19 protein-coding genes are annotated in these 16,753 nt (G+C 36.8%); 8 read left to right on the top strand and 11 right to left on the bottom strand.

Going from position 1 to position 16,753, the window contains the following annotated elements:
- Positions 1 to 4 precede the first annotated feature (4 nt).
- The 6 genes from Y7E_RS0119190 to Y7E_RS0119160 all read right to left on the bottom strand — a co-directional run bounded on the left by Y7E_RS0119190 (position 5) and on the right by Y7E_RS0119160 (position 2,170).
- Complete coding sequence (locus Y7E_RS0119190; protein ID WP_017152884.1) at positions 5 to 391, bottom strand: spore germination protein GerPE; 387 nt, start codon at positions 389 to 391, stop codon at positions 5 to 7.
- A 12-nt stretch (positions 392 to 403) separates the two neighbouring features.
- Positions 404 to 598 carry a hypothetical protein gene (locus Y7E_RS0119185; protein WP_017152883.1) on the bottom strand — a complete coding sequence of 65 codons (195 nt, stop codon included), beginning with the start codon at positions 596 to 598 and terminating at the stop codon, positions 404 to 406.
- Positions 599 to 604: 6 nt separating this feature from the next.
- On the bottom strand, positions 605 to 1,219 hold the full coding sequence (gene gerPC / locus Y7E_RS0119180; protein WP_017152882.1) for a spore germination protein GerPC: 615 nt from the start codon (positions 1,217 to 1,219) through the stop codon (positions 605 to 607).
- Positions 1,220 to 1,287: 68 nt separating this feature from the next.
- A complete protein-coding gene (locus Y7E_RS0119175) occupies positions 1,288 to 1,494 on the bottom strand; it encodes a spore germination protein GerPB (protein ID WP_017152881.1) in 207 nt (68 codons plus the stop codon).
- A gap of 16 nt (positions 1,495 to 1,510) precedes the next feature.
- A complete protein-coding gene (locus tag Y7E_RS0119170; RefSeq protein WP_017152880.1) occupies positions 1,511 to 1,732 on the bottom strand; it encodes a spore germination protein in 222 nt (73 codons plus the stop codon).
- A 258-nt stretch (positions 1,733 to 1,990) separates the two neighbouring features.
- A complete protein-coding gene (locus Y7E_RS0119160) occupies positions 1,991 to 2,170 on the bottom strand; it encodes an aspartyl-phosphate phosphatase Spo0E family protein (RefSeq protein WP_017152879.1) in 180 nt (59 codons plus the stop codon).
- A gap of 243 nt (positions 2,171 to 2,413) precedes the next feature.
- Between Y7E_RS0119160 and Y7E_RS0119155 the strand changes: the two genes are divergently transcribed.
- Complete coding sequence (locus Y7E_RS0119155) at positions 2,414 to 3,313, top strand: fumarylacetoacetate hydrolase family protein (protein ID WP_017152878.1); 900 nt, start codon at positions 2,414 to 2,416, stop codon at positions 3,311 to 3,313.
- Positions 3,285 to 3,788: an HXXEE domain-containing protein gene (locus Y7E_RS0119150; RefSeq protein WP_237741395.1), complete on the top strand. Its 504-nt coding sequence runs from the start codon at positions 3,285 to 3,287 to the stop codon at positions 3,786 to 3,788. Before Y7E_RS0119155 ends, Y7E_RS0119150 begins: the two co-directional genes overlap by 29 nt.
- A 34-nt stretch (positions 3,789 to 3,822) precedes the next feature.
- On the opposite strand, the gene rocD is transcribed toward Y7E_RS0119150, so the two are convergent.
- Entirely contained in the window at positions 3,823 to 5,013 is a 1,191-nt protein-coding gene (rocD, locus tag Y7E_RS0119145; protein ID WP_017152876.1) for an ornithine aminotransferase, read from the bottom strand.
- Between the two features lie 150 nt (positions 5,014 to 5,163).
- Here rocD and Y7E_RS0119140 point away from each other — a divergent pair, with 150 nt between their 5' ends.
- Positions 5,164 to 5,532: a YisL family protein gene (locus Y7E_RS0119140; protein ID WP_017152875.1), complete on the top strand. Its 369-nt coding sequence runs from the start codon at positions 5,164 to 5,166 to the stop codon at positions 5,530 to 5,532.
- 126 nt (positions 5,533 to 5,658) lie between these two features.
- Entirely contained in the window at positions 5,659 to 5,982 is a 324-nt protein-coding gene (locus Y7E_RS0119135) for a MoaF-related domain-containing protein (RefSeq protein WP_017152874.1), read from the top strand.
- A 38-nt stretch (positions 5,983 to 6,020) separates the two neighbouring features.
- On the opposite strand, the gene Y7E_RS0119130 is transcribed toward Y7E_RS0119135, so the two are convergent.
- Positions 6,021 to 6,575 carry a DUF2777 domain-containing protein gene (locus Y7E_RS0119130; protein WP_017152873.1) on the bottom strand — a complete coding sequence of 185 codons (555 nt, stop codon included), beginning with the start codon at positions 6,573 to 6,575 and terminating at the stop codon, positions 6,021 to 6,023.
- A gap of 296 nt (positions 6,576 to 6,871) precedes the next feature.
- On the opposite strand from Y7E_RS0119130, the gene asnB reads away from it, so the two are divergent.
- Complete coding sequence (asnB, locus tag Y7E_RS0119125; RefSeq protein WP_017152872.1) at positions 6,872 to 8,725, top strand: asparagine synthase (glutamine-hydrolyzing); 1,854 nt, start codon at positions 6,872 to 6,874, stop codon at positions 8,723 to 8,725.
- A gap of 64 nt (positions 8,726 to 8,789) precedes the next feature.
- Here asnB and Y7E_RS0119120 read toward each other — a convergent pair whose 3' ends face one another.
- On the bottom strand, positions 8,790 to 9,587 hold the full coding sequence (locus Y7E_RS0119120) for a LysM peptidoglycan-binding domain-containing protein (RefSeq protein WP_017152871.1): 798 nt from the start codon (positions 9,585 to 9,587) through the stop codon (positions 8,790 to 8,792).
- Between the two features lie 791 nt (positions 9,588 to 10,378).
- Here Y7E_RS0119120 and hemH point away from each other — a divergent pair.
- Entirely contained in the window at positions 10,379 to 11,338 is a 960-nt protein-coding gene (gene hemH, locus Y7E_RS0119115; RefSeq protein ID WP_017152870.1) for a ferrochelatase, read from the top strand.
- A 57-nt stretch (positions 11,339 to 11,395) separates the two neighbouring features.
- Positions 11,396 to 12,862: a catalase KatB gene (gene katB, locus Y7E_RS0119110; RefSeq protein WP_017152869.1), complete on the top strand. Its 1,467-nt coding sequence runs from the start codon at positions 11,396 to 11,398 to the stop codon at positions 12,860 to 12,862.
- Positions 12,863 to 13,201: 339 nt separating this feature from the next.
- On the opposite strand, the gene Y7E_RS0119105 is transcribed toward katB, so the two are convergent.
- Complete coding sequence (locus Y7E_RS0119105; protein ID WP_017152868.1) at positions 13,202 to 14,464, bottom strand: ammonium transporter; 1,263 nt, start codon at positions 14,462 to 14,464, stop codon at positions 13,202 to 13,204.
- A 247-nt stretch (positions 14,465 to 14,711) separates the two neighbouring features.
- Here Y7E_RS0119105 and Y7E_RS0119100 point away from each other — a divergent pair, with 247 nt between their 5' ends.
- Positions 14,712 to 15,980 carry an alpha-amylase family glycosyl hydrolase gene (locus Y7E_RS0119100; protein WP_081584699.1) on the top strand — a complete coding sequence of 423 codons (1,269 nt, stop codon included), beginning with the start codon at positions 14,712 to 14,714 and terminating at the stop codon, positions 15,978 to 15,980.
- 197 nt (positions 15,981 to 16,177) lie between these two features.
- Here the strand turns inward: Y7E_RS0119100 and Y7E_RS0119095 are convergent, their stop codons facing one another.
- Positions 16,178 to 16,669 carry a YajQ family cyclic di-GMP-binding protein gene (locus tag Y7E_RS0119095; protein ID WP_017152866.1) on the bottom strand — a complete coding sequence of 164 codons (492 nt, stop codon included), beginning with the start codon at positions 16,667 to 16,669 and terminating at the stop codon, positions 16,178 to 16,180.
- Positions 16,670 to 16,753: the final 84 nt, after the last annotated feature.

Below are 16,753 nucleotides of genomic sequence, written 5' to 3'. Positions count from 1 at the left end.
TGATTTATATTGTGAAGGGTTCATTTGTAATATATTGGCGGATTTGGTGAATGCGTGAATTATTAAATGCGTAGTCAACAGAGCCGATTTGAAAGCAAGCAGAATTTAATAAGGTACGAATCGTAACATCATTTACTTCAATAAAGGGACATTCATTTATAATATTCATTTTGACATCAGTTGACCGAGTTGGAATTGTGATTTTATCATCTGTAAAAATCGCATAAGCCTCTAATCTTCCTTCATCTTTTAAATAGTAAGGAATTTCACGGTGTACGACAAGAGCACGGCTTTTTAATTCCATCTGGTTTGCGTCACCAACTTGAAAGATACTAGCAATCCCCATAGAGATAACATTGGAGCGATGAACAACTGAAATGTGCCGAAACATAGAGAAACCTCCTTAACGGGGAGTAGCAGGAACATCAGTTACGAGAGGTACAAATGCACCTTCAATAACGGATTCGAGCGGTGTATCGAGAATAGAAGAGAGAATCAACAGATTCGCATCACCGATTAAAAAAAGTGCTGATGAAGATACCCCGTTCATTTCAATATTACCAACTTTTATTTCACGATTCACAACGGTAAAATTCATACATATTTACTCCTTTCGGAAGTTGTTCGGTATGTGCTGAATAAAGGAAAGGAATGCTTTATCGATATCTTGTTTCATGGCTTGAATGATTACATCTTTCATATACTGAGGGTTGGACGTAATCTCCTCATATGGCTGTACTTGCGATAAATAATAAGGAAGGCGGTGCTCCATTTGTTTTTTTATATCGTCCACCATCATTTGTCGATACATCTCATCGAGTGGTGTTCGTTCTTGTTGTTCAAAATGAAGGATACGACCATACGCTTCCTCATCTAAGTAACGATGCATCTCTTGAATGATATCTTGATAAAAATCAGGATTTGGTTTTGTCTCAGGGTTTACTTTTAATGTTTCAGTATCGACTTGAAAATCTTCAATTTGTTGATCTGTGGTTGCGAATGGATTTAAGCCGATATTTAACGTACCATTTAAATTTTCTACTTTTAGTTGATCAAATTTGTACTCAACTTTTCCTATGGAAGAGGAGGGACGGCGTTTGAGTTCATCAAGCTCTTCTGTTAATGTCCGTACTTGCTCTTCTAATGCGCAGATTGTTTCTTGCTGTTTTTGAAGAACTTGTTGAAACTGCTGTAGGTAAATGTATATATCTTGATTCACGATGTGAAACCTCCTTTTCAACAGGGAGGGTGTGTATGCTTGCTCTATATGTTTATGATAAAAATAGTTTAAGAAGAACCCATCATCGGTTTAATAGAAATAATTTGTCCTTTTGCTGTAAGCGGGCGAAGTGGCTCTGTAAATCCACCAGTATTGGAGAATTTAGATAACGCTTTAATGCTACCGGCACTTCCAATTTGAAAAACGGATGATGTTGTAATGCTTTCAATTTTTATATTGTTAATGATAATACTTTGCTGTACATAAAAGTTCACTTACGATTCGCCTCCTTTAAGTTGATCCAATTATAGCTTGATCGATAACGTCTGTATCATTAACCGTCGTCGTGTTTTGATAATTATATACAGAAACATTTTCACCTACATTAAAAGAACCAGCTCCTGCAAAAGCACGAGAGTAACTAATCGGCCTGATTGCAAATACATCTCCAATATGAAAAATACCACTTGATCCAATATTAACGATATGAATATGTCCAACCATTGCTGGCATAGCAAACACCTTTCATAATAAAATTTGTATTGCTGTTACGATATATACCCATTTTGATTTTCCGACATATAAGTTGCTCCTATGCATGGCTGGATGCTCTCTTCCATCTAAAAAGAATGGTTTTATGTCGTTTTTTCAATTTGGATTTATATATGTGTTTCATGTCAAGAAAATAATGGAATGAAAAAAATCCTTTTCTATTATTGTATGGGCATTTTCATTAAAATGTGTTTTTTTTTTAAATAAAAGACACACACTTCATTGTGTGTGTTTGTCTATAGTATGAGTTGGGACAAAATCTACTTTCATAAGCCAAACAACGTTTAAGAGCCTGTCCAGTTCTTGGCTACAACTTACTGTTTTTTGAGAGGTTATTCCATAGCGTTCAGCAAAATATATCATTTTTTCACGTTTTTTTTCAATTGCTTGCTCAAACATAGAATCGGCTCCATCTCTTTATAAATTTTAAGTATATATGTAGTACATATTATACAAAAGTTCCATAAAAAAGAAATAGCTTCGATAAAAAAAGTAAAAATTCTACATTATATTCCAAAAAAATAATAGAGAAGATGTAGAAAGTAAAGAATGTTGTAAAAATTAAAACGGATTGGCAGGTTTTTTTTTAAGGAATGCGAATACAATTACATTGTATGAGTTTTAGGATGGAGAGTGGAAATAGTGCGATTTGTAACAGTGAAGAAGGAAGAAAAAGTATTTGTTGGTATTGTGGATGAGCATGAAGAAACAGTGCTTCATATTAGAGAAGCGCAAAGGCAAAAAGGCGAAAAGATTACAGTTCCTATTACAATGTTAGAGTGTATTGAACAGGGAAATACCTTTATTGAAAAAGTAAAAGAAATTGCAAATTGGGCAAAAGAGAATGAAACGACGGCGTATTATCCCCTGCAAGACGTTAAAATATTAGCACCTATTCCAAGGCCGAGAAAGAATATTCTTTGCGTCGGAAAAAACTACCGTGATCATGCGATAGAGATGGGCGGGGAGGAATCCGTTCCGAAAGATATCATGATTTTTACAAAGGCGCCAACGACAGTTATTGGGAATGGTGAGAAGATCCATAGTCATCCGCATGCAACGGACGAACTAGATTATGAAGGCGAACTCGCAATTGTAATTGGAAAACGTGGAAAACAAATTGCGAAAGAGAAGGCGCTTGAATATGTTTTCGGCTATACAATTGTAAATGACATAACCGCTCGAGATATTCAAAGAAAACATAAACAATTTTTCTTAGGAAAAAGTTTTGATACATTTTGTCCGATGGGCCCGTATTTAGTCTATAAGAGAGCTATTGAAAATCCAAACAAATTAAACATTGAGACAAAAGTGAACGGGGAAATTCGTCAAACTTCAAATACTGCAAATATGATATTTTCAATAGAAGATATTATTTCTATCGTAAGTAAAGCGATGACGTTAGAGCCTGGGGACATAATCGCGACTGGAACACCAGCTGGAGTTGGGAAAGGATTTACACCGCCAAAATTTTTACATGCTGGTGATGAAGTGACAATCACGGTACAACATATTGGAACGCTTCAAAACGAAGTTAAATAGTAGTTTATCCATGTGGCTCATCCCTATATTATTTGCATTTCATAATGCTGAGGAATATTATTTTTTTCCTGAAATGAAATATTTACAGCCGATTCGTATGGAAGAAAATGCGGGACAAAAGGAAGATTTTTTCATTGCATTATGTTTATTAACAGCCATTGTTTTTCTGCTTGTATGTGCTCATTCTATATTTAAAAAGAAAGTTTTGCTTTATATATTGTTAGTTATACAAGCGATGATTTTTATGAATGGACTGTTTCACATCGGTGGGGCAATTTTGATAGAAAGATACGTTCCAGGATTGATAACAGCGTTGGTGTTGATTGTACCATTTTCATTGTTTTGGTTTCGGCAAGGGATAATAAGTGATTGGTGGCGATTGAAACATGTGGTTTCCTCCTGCGTAGTAGGTGTAGTGCTTCTATTTCCGATTATCGTTGGTATATGGCTTTTTTCAAAAATGATTGTTTCATAAAACAAGCTGCCTTATAAAAGGCAGCTTGTTCATATTAAGATAGTACCGCTTTAATTTTTTCGAATGCCCACTCTAGATCTTCTTCAGAAATAACAAGAGGTGGTGCGATACGAATTACATTTTCGTGTGTTTCTTTACATAAAAGACCAGCTTCTTTTAATTTTTCGCAATATGGACGAGCAGGCTCGTTCAATTCGATTCCGATAAATAATCCTTTGCCGCGGATTTCTGTAATCATTGGGTTATTAATTTCTTTTAATTGCCCAACTAATTTTTCTCCTAATTGAAGAGAACGCTCTGTTAATTTTTCTTCTTCTAATACTTCAAGAGATGCGATAGAAACAGCACATGCAAGTGGGTTGCCACCAAATGTAGAACCGTGAGAACCTGGCTCGAATACGCCTAAAATGTCGCGGTTTGCTGCAACACAAGAGATTGGGAATACACCGCCGCCAAGTGCTTTACCAAGTATGTACATATCAGGAGTTACGTTGTCCCAGTCGCAAGCAAATACTTTACCAGTACGGCCTAAACCTGTTTGGATTTCATCTGCTATGAATAAAACGTTTTCTTTTTTACATACTTCATAAGCTTCTTTTAAGAAACCAGCTGGTGGGATGTTAATTCCTGCTTCACCTTGAATCGGTTCTAAAATGAATGCTGCTGTATTTGGTGTAATTGCAGCTTTTAATGCTTCTAAATCACCGTAAGGAATAACAACGATGCCAGGAAGCATTGGGCAAAATCCGCGTTTATATTCTTCATTTGATGACATAGAAACAGCACCCATCGTACGTCCGTGGAAGTTATCTTCACAAACGATGATTTCTGCTCTGTTTGCTTCTACTTTTTTCACATCATATGCCCAGCGGCGCGCTGTCTTAATTGCGGTTTCAACAGCTTCTGCACCTGTATTCATTGGAAGTACCATATCTTTATTTGTTAGTTTCGCAACTTTTTCGTACCAAGGACCTAATTGATCGCTATGGAAGGCACGTGAAGTTAACGTAACACGATTAGCTTGGTCAATTAAAGCGTTAATAATTTTTGGATGACGATGACCTTGGTTTACTGCAGAGTATGCACTAAGTAAGTCCATATAGCGGTTTCCTTCAGGATCTTCTACCCAAACACCTTCCGCTTTAGCGATTACGATTGGAAGTGGATGATAGTTATTTGCCCCATATGTGTCTGTTAGTTCGATAATGTCTTTTGTTTGAATCATGATTGTTCCCCCTTTTGTTATTACAAGAAGTTTGTAAATACTCTAAATATTATATCATTTAAGCCCGAAAAAGCGAAATATTTCCTAAAAAAGAAATGAACATGGTATCATATAAAGTGAAAAAGTGTGAAAAGAGGAGGTAGGGGTACCATGACAACACATCTGCATATTACAGCGTGGGCATTGGGACTTATTTTATTCTTCGTAGCGTATTCTATGTATACAGCTGGGAGAAAAGGTAAAGGCATACATATGGGGCTTCGTCTTGTGTATATTATCATTATCGTAACAGGTTTCTTACTGTATCAAAGTATTATGAAAACAGCGACAGGGAACATGCATATGTGGTATGGCTTAAAAATGTTAGTTGGCGTTTGGGTTATTGCTGCAATGGAAATGATTCTTGTGAAAACAAGTAAGAACAAACCAGCAGGGGCGTTTTGGGCTCAATTTATTATTGCGCTTGTTATTGTATTATATCTTGGATTGCGTTTACCGATGGGATTTGACCTATTTTAGTAAAGAAAAGCCACTTTATTTTTTGTAAAAGAGAATAAGGTGGTTTTTCTTTTGTTCTCTTGACAAATAAATATAGTTGTAACTAAAATGATTACATATATATAATGATGTATAGGAGAGTCAGGTATGCAAACTTTTATCGGACGGAAAGTGAAAGTGAGTTATGAAAATGGACTTGTTTTTCAAGTTACTTATTTAAGTGAAACGAAGCTAAGGTGGGAGGCTTTAGAGGGCCCTAAAAAAGGACAAGCTGGTGAGGAAACGATTACCTCTATGGAAGTTAGACCTGGTATTTATTTTTTAAACTGGGTTGAAGAAGATGGTTTAACGATTAGTCAAATTTTGAACTTACATGAAATGAAATTGAATACATTTATGACGTTTGATCAAGGTGAAGGTAGACAAAGTTTATTTGAAACAGCTATTGTGGAAGATCTTTCAGCAAAATAAGAAAAACCGCTCGTTTATTAATAAACGAGCGGTTTTTCTTATTTTGCATCGATATGTAGTTGCTCACCATTTGTTTTTGTAAATTGAAAAATATTTTTGTTACATGCAGAAAACCGGACATAATGATGGTGCAGCGAGCAAATTATATCTTCGTTATCAAACAGAAGAATATTTACACCTTCACAAGGTTCCTTTTTTGGTTGGAATGATAAGAAGTTATGGCAATACATACAATCGTATAAAGAATAATTAAGCGATTGTAGGGCGTCTGTTAATAAAGAGAATGCGGAATCGGATAGTTCTTCTAACCATTCATGATAACTGAGTAACAATTTTTTACGAATTCGTATCATCTCACCGTTTTGCAATGGATGATGTTCATTTGCGATTTGCAATATATCTTGTTCGTAGAATCTTGCCGGTAGCCAATTGTTGTTATATAAAACTTCAAATCCATCTTCAATGATATCCTCTAGCAAAAATGCTTCATCATTTGCATCATCAAAAAATATCCATTCATTGTTTATATATTCCACATTCCCAATTGTATGGGCACGTGGTTGATTATACAAAATATGTTTGCGTTGTTTCATTCATGATTTCTCCTTTTATCGAAGTAGTTATTCTTGTTATGGACAGTTCAGTCGTTCTTTATAACTATGGAACACCTAAAGAAAGTTGGGCATAGAATAAGAACACGCTTCATACAGTGAAACTTCCATCAGCGGGGGGCGTTATCCCCCACTGATGGTTAGCCCTCACCAATCGGGCTTTTACGTGCAGTTGTCCCCGTTCTGCCTCTTTGGTTCTATCCGGATTTTGAACGGGGATTACTGCACGTTAATGCGGGGTAAAGTTATACGGATATAAGATAGGAAGGATGATTTATATGTGCGGGATTACAGGATGGATTGATTATAAGCGGTCGTTAGAAGGTGAAAGAGAGACGGTTACGAAGATGGCAGAAACACTTGCGAAGAGGGGACCAGATGATACGAATGTCTGGATAAAAAGGCACGTTGCTTTCGGGCATAAACGGTTAATTGTAGTTGACCCTGAGGGCGGGAAACAGCCGATGACATGTAGGTGTATGAAAGAAGAAGAGTATTATACAATTTGCTATAACGGTGAACTTTATAATACAGAAGATATTCGTAAAGAATTGTTGCAAAGAGGTTATACATTTAAAGGTCACTCTGATACAGAAGTGTTATTAGCGTCTTATATAGAGTGGAAAGAAGAATGTGTTGATCATTTAAATGGGATATATGCATTTGCGGTTTGGGATGAGAAAAAAGAACAAGTATTTATTGCACGGGATCGACTAGGGGTAAAACCATTATTTTACAAATATGATAATGGGAGATTATTATTTGCTTCGGAGTTAAAAGCTATTTTAGTTCATCCAAATGTTAAGACAGAAGTTACGACAGAGGGACTATCAGAAGTATTTGGATTAGGGCCGTCTCGAACACCTGGACATGGTATTTATGCAGGAATTCAAGAGCTTCGTCCGGGGCATGCTCTTACATTTTCAAAAGATGGCTTATGTATATGGAGATATTGGAATGTTGAGAGTAAAAAGCATGAACATTCATTTGAAGAGACTGTAGAGCGCACGCGCTTTTTACTACAAGATGCGATTACAAGACAATTGGTTTCTGATGTACCGTTATGTACATTTTTGTCGGGCGGAGTAGATTCAAGCGCAATTACCGCATTTGCAGCAAAGGCATATGAGAGAGAAGGGAAAGGGAAGTTACACACGTATTCGATTGATTACGAAGATAATGAGAAATATTTTAAAGCGAACGCTTTTCAGCCGAATTCGGATGCGCCATTTATTGATTTGATGACAGAAACATTTGGTACAATTCATCACCGCTGTGTTATTTCTAATGAACAGTTAGCTGAGTATTTAACAGAAGCGGTACTCGTTCGTGATTTACCTGGTATGGCAGATATTGATTCTTCATTATTATGGTTCTGCCGAGAAATTAAACAAGATTTTGTCGTTGGTTTGTCGGGAGAATGTGCCGATGAAATCTTTGGTGGTTATCCTTGGTTTTATCGGGAGGATGATTTACAATCGAGTGCATTTCCATGGATGAGGTCCACAGAGGCACGTGAGCAACTTCTTAAAACGGAATGGCGAAATAAATTAAAACTGCGGGACTATGTACAACAGAGATATGAAGAATCGATACAAGAAGTGCCGGTTTTAGAAGGGGAAAGTATAATTGAAGCAAAAAGGCGACAATTATTTTATTTAAATATGGTTTGGTTTATGACGACATTATTAGATAGAAAAGATCGGATGAGTATGGGAGCGAGCCTAGAAGTACGTGTTCCATTTGCGGATCATCGTCTTGTCGAATATGCATGGAATATTCCTTGGGAAATGAAAATGTATAAAAATCGCGAAAAAGGTCTATTACGTAAGGCGTTAGAAGGTGTATTGCCAAACGATATCTTGTATAGAAAGAAAAGTCCGTATCCGAAAACGCACAATCCGTACTACACAAAAGCGGTAACAGTGTGGTTACAGGATCTGTTAACAGATAACAACTCCATTTTGCATGAGTTGTTTGATAAAGAACAATTACAAGGGTTAATCCAATCAGGAGGGAGTGCATTTCAAACGCCCTGGTTTGGCCAGTTGATGACTGGACCACAGCTATTGGCGCATTTGGCACAAATTCATGTGTGGTTTAAGGAGTATGGAGTAAATATTAAAGAATAGTAAAAAGCGGCTTACAAGAATTGTAAGCCGCTTTTTTCGCTATTTCACTTGGATATAAACGTATTTATTTAGCAAACACATGATTACCAATTGCTGCAACAGTTTGACGTGTAGTAATCCATTTGTCAGTAGAGGTTTTTGGATTATAAAAATAAAGCCAATCAGAATTAACTCCTTTCGTAGAAATCGCTTCTTCTACCGCCATTCTTGCTTCGGGAGTTGATGGTTGATTAATTCTTCCATCTGTAACTGGTGTAAATGCATAGCCATACTTAATAGGTTGATTAATAACATCTGTAATTGTATTCGGAAATTCTGTTGAATCAACGCGATTTAATACAACTTTTGCTACTGCTACTTTTCCAGCGTACGGTTCGCTTCCTGCTTCCGCTGTCACCAAACGAGCCATTAAGTCGAATTCTTCTTCTGAAATGCCTGTCGTAATGATTAAGTGTTGACCTGCATAAATTCGGTCACCATTTGTATTGTTAGCTTGTCTAATTGATTGGATAGATACATTATATTGTTTTGCGATAGTTTCTAATGTATCTCCCCGTTGAACTTGATAAACAACTTGAGCTGAATGATTTGAAGCTGCTACATCTTTTTGAGGTGTAGGCTCGCTTGATGGGGCTGAGACTGGGATGGTTAAATGTTCACCGATATAAATTTGATCATTCGTCTTATGATTCGTTTGTTTAATTGCTTGAACTGAAACTCCATAGTGGCTGCTAATATCCCAGAGAGTGTCATTTTTTTTAACAGTATGAACCGTTGCGGCATCGGCCGTTCCTTGATTAGATACTAGTGTAATTGTTGCAGCAGATATAGGCAGTAAATTTTTCATTTTATGTAACTTCATCCGAAAAAACCTCCTGAAAATAGTTAAGAGATACTTAGTTATGAATATAAATGCATAAAAAAGAATATTTATTATTTATTCATGGTTAAGTTATTTATATACTAACAAATTGAGTGAGTATCGTCATTAATTGTATATCAACATTTTAATGAACTTTATGAAGTCGAATATTGTAATTATCTCATGTTTTACTAATCTGTTTTATTCATCTGTTATTCATTTTATTGTAATTTTAGGATGTTGATTGATACATTTTTATTTATCCCGCTATTTGCGGGCAGTAATACTCCCACCTCAAAATTCTGCGAAAACATTGTCCAGCTCTAGCGGCTAGAATCTCCGGTCGTTTCGCTCCCTCGGACGAGGCAAAAAGGGCCTCTCTGTCGGGTGCTCCAACGTCCTGCGATTCTGAGCGAGCCGCTTCCGCTTTTCTAAAGAAGTTAGGTGGGAGATAAACTGCTCGTAAAAGCCCGATTGGTGAGGGCTAATAATCAGTGGGAGATGGAGAAAACCCCCACTGATTAAAGTTTCACTTTATAGAAAGATACAGGTTGGGTGGGAAACAACGAATGTCTTAATTTGATGGCAATGTGATGATCTCCCTTATTGAAGAAGTGATAAAACGAGAATATGACAAATTTCATTAGATAAATTGTCAAATGAAATTAAAAATCATATTGTAAATAATACTTATTTAGAATTATTATTTTGACGTATTTATTATCAGTTGGTATACTGGAAACAAATGTTCTTGAAAAAGATTCTCATTTCCGATATTGAGGTGAATATAAATGAATAAGAAGAAAATAGGTTTACTTGTGATGGCGTATGGGACGCCAGAGTCATTAGAGGATGTAGAGGCATATTATACGCATATACGTCACGGTCGCAAGCTGTCTCAAGAAGCGCTTGATGATCTAATTGGTCGCTATAAAGCAATAGGTGGTATTTCGCCACTTGCGAAAATTACAAAAGAACAAGCTAGAAAGCTAACAACTGAGTTAAATAAGTGTTTTTCAGAATATGAATTTGTATGCTATTTGGGACTAAAACATATCGCTCCATTTATTGAAGATGCGGTGGAAGAGATGAAGCAGGATGGCATTGAGGAAGCGATCAGTATTGTATTAGCACCTCATTATTCAACCTTTAGTATTAAATCATACAATGATCGTGCAATAAGTGTGTCTAACAAAATAAATGGTCCCGTTATAAATTCGATTGAACAGTGGTACGAAGAACCGAAATTTATTGCGTATTGGGCAAACAAAATAAAAGAAACATTTACTAGAATTACAGACTGGGAGAAAGCCGTTGTCATTTTTTCTGCGCATAGTTTACCAGAGAAAATTATTGCTGCTGGCGATCCTTATGTGGAGCAACTACAGCATACAGCAGATTTAATTGCTGAAGCAGCAGAGATTCAAAATTATACAATTGGCTGGCAAAGTGCTGGGAATACACCTGATCCATGGATCGGACCAGATGTACAAGATTTAACAAAAGATTTATATGAAAAGTATGGTTATAACTCTTTCGTGTATTGTCCAGTTGGATTTGTGGCTGAGCATTTAGAAGTGCTGTATGACAACGATTATGAATGCAAAGTTGTGACCGATGAGTTAGGCGCGTCCTATTTCAGACCGGCTATGCCAAATGCACAGGAATCATTTATTGATTGTTTAGTAGAAATTGTTTTCAAAAAAGCGAATGAAATAATTGACAAAAAAGTAATTTTGAATAATAATTAATTTATAATAATTTTAAATAAGTAATTAATATTATGAAATAATAGGAGGTTCCCCTTGATGAATCCAAATAATCGCTTAACAACAAACCAAGGTGCTCCAGTAGGAGACAACCAAAATTCTCGTACAGCTGGTCGCCGTGGGCCGGTATTATTAGAAGATTATCATTTAGTAGAAAAGCTTGCTCATTTTGATCGTGAACGTATTCCAGAGCGTGTAGTACATGCGCGTGGTGCGGGCGCTCATGGTGTTTTCGTAACGAAAAATAGCATGAAAAAATATACAAAAGCAGCATTTTTACAAAACGTTGGAACAGAAACACCTGTATTCGTTCGTTTCTCAACGGTTATTCATGGGCAAGGTTCTCCAGAAACAGCTCGTGACCCACGTGGCTTCGCTGTGAAGTTTTATACAGAAGAAGGAAACTATGATATCGTTGGTAACCATTTACCTGTTTTCTTCATTCGTGATGCAATTAAATTCCCTGACATGGTGCATTCTTTAAAACCAGCACCGGATACAAATATTCAAACGCCAGATCGTTACTGGGATTTCATGACGCTATCACCAGAATCTACGCACATGATGACATGGGTATTCTCTGATTACGGTACACCTGCAAACTATCGTCAAATGGAAGGTTTCGGTGTGCATGCGTTTAAATGGATTAATGCAGAGGGTAAAATTGTTTATATTAAATATCATTGGAAACCACAGCAAGGTGTACGTAACTTGAGTGCAAAAGAAGTAGAACAAGTACAAGGAAAAGACTTCAACCATGCAACTCGTGATTTATTTGATGCGATTGAAAAAGGTAATTATCCAAAATGGGATCTTCACGTACAAGTAATGCAACTTGATGAAATGGATTCTTTAGACTTCGATCCGTTAGATCCAACAAAAGTTTGGCCAGAAGATCGATTCCCATTAATGGAAGTAGGGACAATGACGTTAAATCGTAACCCGCAAAACTTCTTTGCGGAAGTAGAGCAGGCTGCGTTTACGCCAAGTGCAACTGTATCTGGTATTGAACCATCTGAAGATAAATTATTACAAGGGCGTTTATTCTCTTATCCAGATACACAGCGTTACCGTCTTGGTGCGAACTATTTACAAATTCCAGTAAACTGTCCATATGCAGCTGTTCGCAATCAACAACGTGATGGGGCAATGCAAATGAATCAACAACCATCAACAATTAACTACGAGCCAAATCGTCATGCTGAAAATCCAGTTGAAGATCCAGCGTACCGTGATTCAACTATGAAACTTGAAGGCTATGTATCTCGTGAAAAAATCGATAAACCAAACGACTTTAAGCAAGCGGGTGAGCGTTACCGTTCATTCTCTAAAGAAGAACAAGATAACTTAATCGCAAACTTAACAAATGATTTAAAAGATGTGCATGAACAAACGAAATTACTTGCGATTTGCAACTTCTTCCGTGCGGATCAGGAGTACGGTATGCGTTTAGCGAAGGCGTTAAACGTTGATATTTCAGCGTATGTAGGGAAACCTGCGAAGTAATAACATTTCTGGTTCTCTTTTATACTTGAATTTCAACTGCTATATGTGTCTACTAATATAATGAATAAAAAAGGCGACTGATTTTCAGTCGCTTTTTTTTATAGTATTTTTTATTTATCCCGAATTAACGGACAGTAAGACCCCCATCTCAAGATTCAGAGAGAAGTAAGGAAGATAGGTGGGGGATAACTGCCTGTAAAAGCCCGATTAGTGAGAGCTGATAATCAGTGGGGGATGAAGAAAACCCCACTGATGGAAGTTTCACTTTATAGCAACGGCATTTGAAGTAATAATAGTTATGCACCTTCTTATTGTTAGTAAAAACTTTAAGTGTAAGTGTTACCGTGCCTCTTTTTGGATTGCCATCCCCTCTATTGACTTTTCACTATACTCATAAGCCTTCTCCCCATGCATCGAAATATCCAGTCCCATTTGCTCCTCATGCTCATGTACGCGAACAGGAAGGAAGAAGTTAATAGCTTTAATAATGGCGTACGTCATTATAATTGTAAAAGCGTATGTTGCTCCAATTGCGATTAGTTGTTTCCAAAGGAGTGCGGCATTTCCGTAAAATAATCCGTCAGCGCCACCACTATTTACAGAAGTTGTTGCAAATAGTCCAGTTGCAATACCGCCCCATGTACCACCGATGCCGTGACATCCGAATGCATCAAGTGCGTCATCATATCCAAGTTTATGTTTTAAAAAGAAGACAGCTCCGAAGCAAAGAACGCCGCCGATTGCTCCGATTAAAAGAGCGGAGAACGGGGTGACAAATCCGCATGCTGGTGTAATTGCGACTAGGCCTGATACGGCACCGCAAGCTGCTCCCATTACAGTCGGTTTTGATTGGAAGAACCACTCTGCTAGGATCCATGTTAAAGCAGAAGCGGCTGCAGCGGTATTTGTATTAATGAAGGCAGTCAGCGCTACGTCGTTTAGTGTAAGGGCACTGCCGACGTTAAAGCCGAACCATCCAAACCATAATAAGCCTGCGCCTAAAATGGTAAATGGTAAATGATGAGGGGAAGATCCGTTTAAGTCTTTTCGTTTACCTAGGAAGATGGCTAATACAAGCCCAGCAACTCCTGATGTGATATGAACAACGTTACCACCAGCGAAATCTAATGCGCCGAGTTCGCGAAGCCATCCGCCAACGCCCCATACCCAGTGAGCAACAGGGTTATAAACGATTGTCGTCCAAAGAAGAATGAAAATAAGAAAAGCAGAAAATCGCATTCGTTCAGCGAAAGCTCCTGAAATTAACGCTGGAGTTAAGATTGCAAACATGAGTTGAAACATCATAAATAAATTGTGTGGAATAGTAGCGGAGTAGTCTGGATTTGGTGTAAAAGTTACGTTTTGTAAGCCGAACCAATCTAATGTACCAATGATGCCGTTCCAATCTGGGCCGAATGATAAAGAATAGCCGATAAAAATCCATTGGATAGAAACAATCGCCATCGCGCTATAACTATGCATCGTTGTACTCAGTACGTTTTTGCTACGAACCATCCCGCCGTAAAAAAGTGCCAAACCTGGCGTCATAATCATGACCATTACTGTCGCTAAAAATAAAAACACAGTGTCTCCCATATTCATTCTTTTCCCCTCCTATAATGTTATAAAAGATTACATTTAATGTTATGTTTCATATCATATTCAATAATTAATAAAAAATCAACACATTTTTCAGAAAATTTAAAATGATATGTAAGGAAATCTAACATGCTGTTTGTGTAAGTGCGGTTTGTTGAGAAAATTGATATACTATTCTTATAATTCGAAAGAAGTTGGGGGATATTCTGTGAAGAAGATGTGGAGAAGAGGAGTGTTGATTTGTTTTTGTATGATATTTTGCTTATTAGAGCCTGTTCATACATTAGCGGAAGAAAAAAGAGAATGGCAAGACGAAGTGATTTATTCTATAATGGTTGATCGTTTTAATAATGGAGATGCGAAAAATGATAAACAGCTTGATGTGGGGAATTTAGAAGGCTATCAAGGGGGAGATATACAAGGAATTATAAAGCGGGTGGATTACATAAAGGACATGGGGTTCACCACGATTATGCTTTCACCAATTTTTAAAAGTGACACGTATGATGGGGAGGGTTCGGTTGATTTTCAAAAGGTGAATGAACATTTTGGCACGTTACAAGATGTGAAACAGCTCGTGCAAGAAGCACATAAACGGGATATGAAAGTCGTGTTGCAATTTGTTGCAGAAAAAGAGCAAGAACAGCTTATTGATTCGATCAAGTGGTGGATGAAAGAAGCGGATATAGATGGAAGTTATCTTTTCCACAGTAAAGAAATATCTCGTACTTATTTAAATGAAGTAAAACAAAGTGTTCAAGGAATCAAAAAAGATTTCCTCGTTATGACTGATGAGAATATACATAATGAGTACCATAAGCACATAACAGATGTATTTTCAAAACCAGATACCTCTATTAAACCTTTGTATGAAGCTAGTTTAATAGATGATGATAAAGTAATAAGTGCTTTTTTAGACAATCAAGACACAAAGCGATTTGTCCGAATTGCGAAAGAGAATGAACAGTATCCACCAGCACGTTTAAAACTCGGGCTCGCATATTTATATACATCACCAGGAGTGCCAATTATTTACTATGGAACGGAAATTGCGCTTGATGGCGGGGAGGTGCCGGATAATCGCCGGTTAATGGATTTTAAAACTGATGAAAAGTTTTTACAATATGTAACGAAATTAGGGGAGATTCGTCAGAAATTCCCATCTCTCCGCCGCGGAACATTTGAGTTGTTATATGATAAGGCTGGAATGAGTGTACTAAAAAGAACATATCAAGATGAAGTGACACTTGTTGCGATTAACAACACGAAAGAGACGCAAAAAGTTTCGCTTTCGGCGAGTGAGATGAAAGAAAATCAAGAATTAAAGGGACTATTGGAAGATGAAATCATTAGAGAAGAAGATGGGAATTATTATCTCGTATTAAAACGGGAAGAAGCGAATGTATATCAAGCTAGAGAAAAAACGGAGATTAACTGGGTGTTTGTATCTTTATTAGTCTTAGTAAATGTTTTGTTTATTGCATTTTTAATTGCTGTAAAGAAACGGAAGAAATCATGAGAGTGGTATTTTTTTAGTGCGCTGTATATTGGATATAACTCCATTTTGAAAAAAGAACTGACCGCTTCTATGCATGATTGGATGCGCTCTCCCGCCTAAAAAGAAAGGTTTCTCAATCGATAGTTACTGTTGAATGGTTAATATATTGAAAACATCGCTAAAAGAAAAAATCCTCCGAGTAGAGGATTTTTTTCTTTTTAGCGATAGTTGATAAATTGTACATCAATTGGTAAATCAGCGCCGCGAATTGCTGAAATGACTGCTTGTAAGTCGTCACGGCTTTTTCCAGTTACACGTACTTGATCATCTTGTACTTGTGTTTTTACTTTTAATTTTAAGTCTTTAATAATGTTGTTGATTTTCTTAGCGTTATCTTTATCGATACCTTGTTGCAGTGTTGCGCGTTGACGCACTGTGTTACCAGCAGCACTTTCTACTTTTCCGTAGTCTAAGTTTTTAATTGGTACTTCGCGTTTAACTAGTTTTGAAATAAGTACGTCTTTCACTTGCTCTAATTTAAATTCATCATCAGAAGTTAAAACGATTACTTCTTTTTCTAATTTAATATCACTTTTGCTTCCTTTAAAGTCATATCGATTTTGAATTTCTTTTAACGCGATGTTAATAGCATTTGTTACTTCTGGTAATTCTACTTTTGAAACGATGTCAAAAGAACTGTCTTTTGCCATAGTAAGCACCTCCAAATTAAATTCCATCTTCTATTATAGTGAATTTTGGAGAGTTGGACAAATAAAGGAAAAATCGTGTTATAA

It is taken from the genome of Bacillus bingmayongensis (assembly GCF_000299035.1).
Taxonomy (GTDB): Bacteria; Bacillota; Bacilli; order Bacillales; family Bacillaceae_G; genus Bacillus_A; species Bacillus_A bingmayongensis.
Note: the sequence above shows the minus strand (reverse complement) of the source record. Positions and strands in the feature narration are given on the sequence as shown.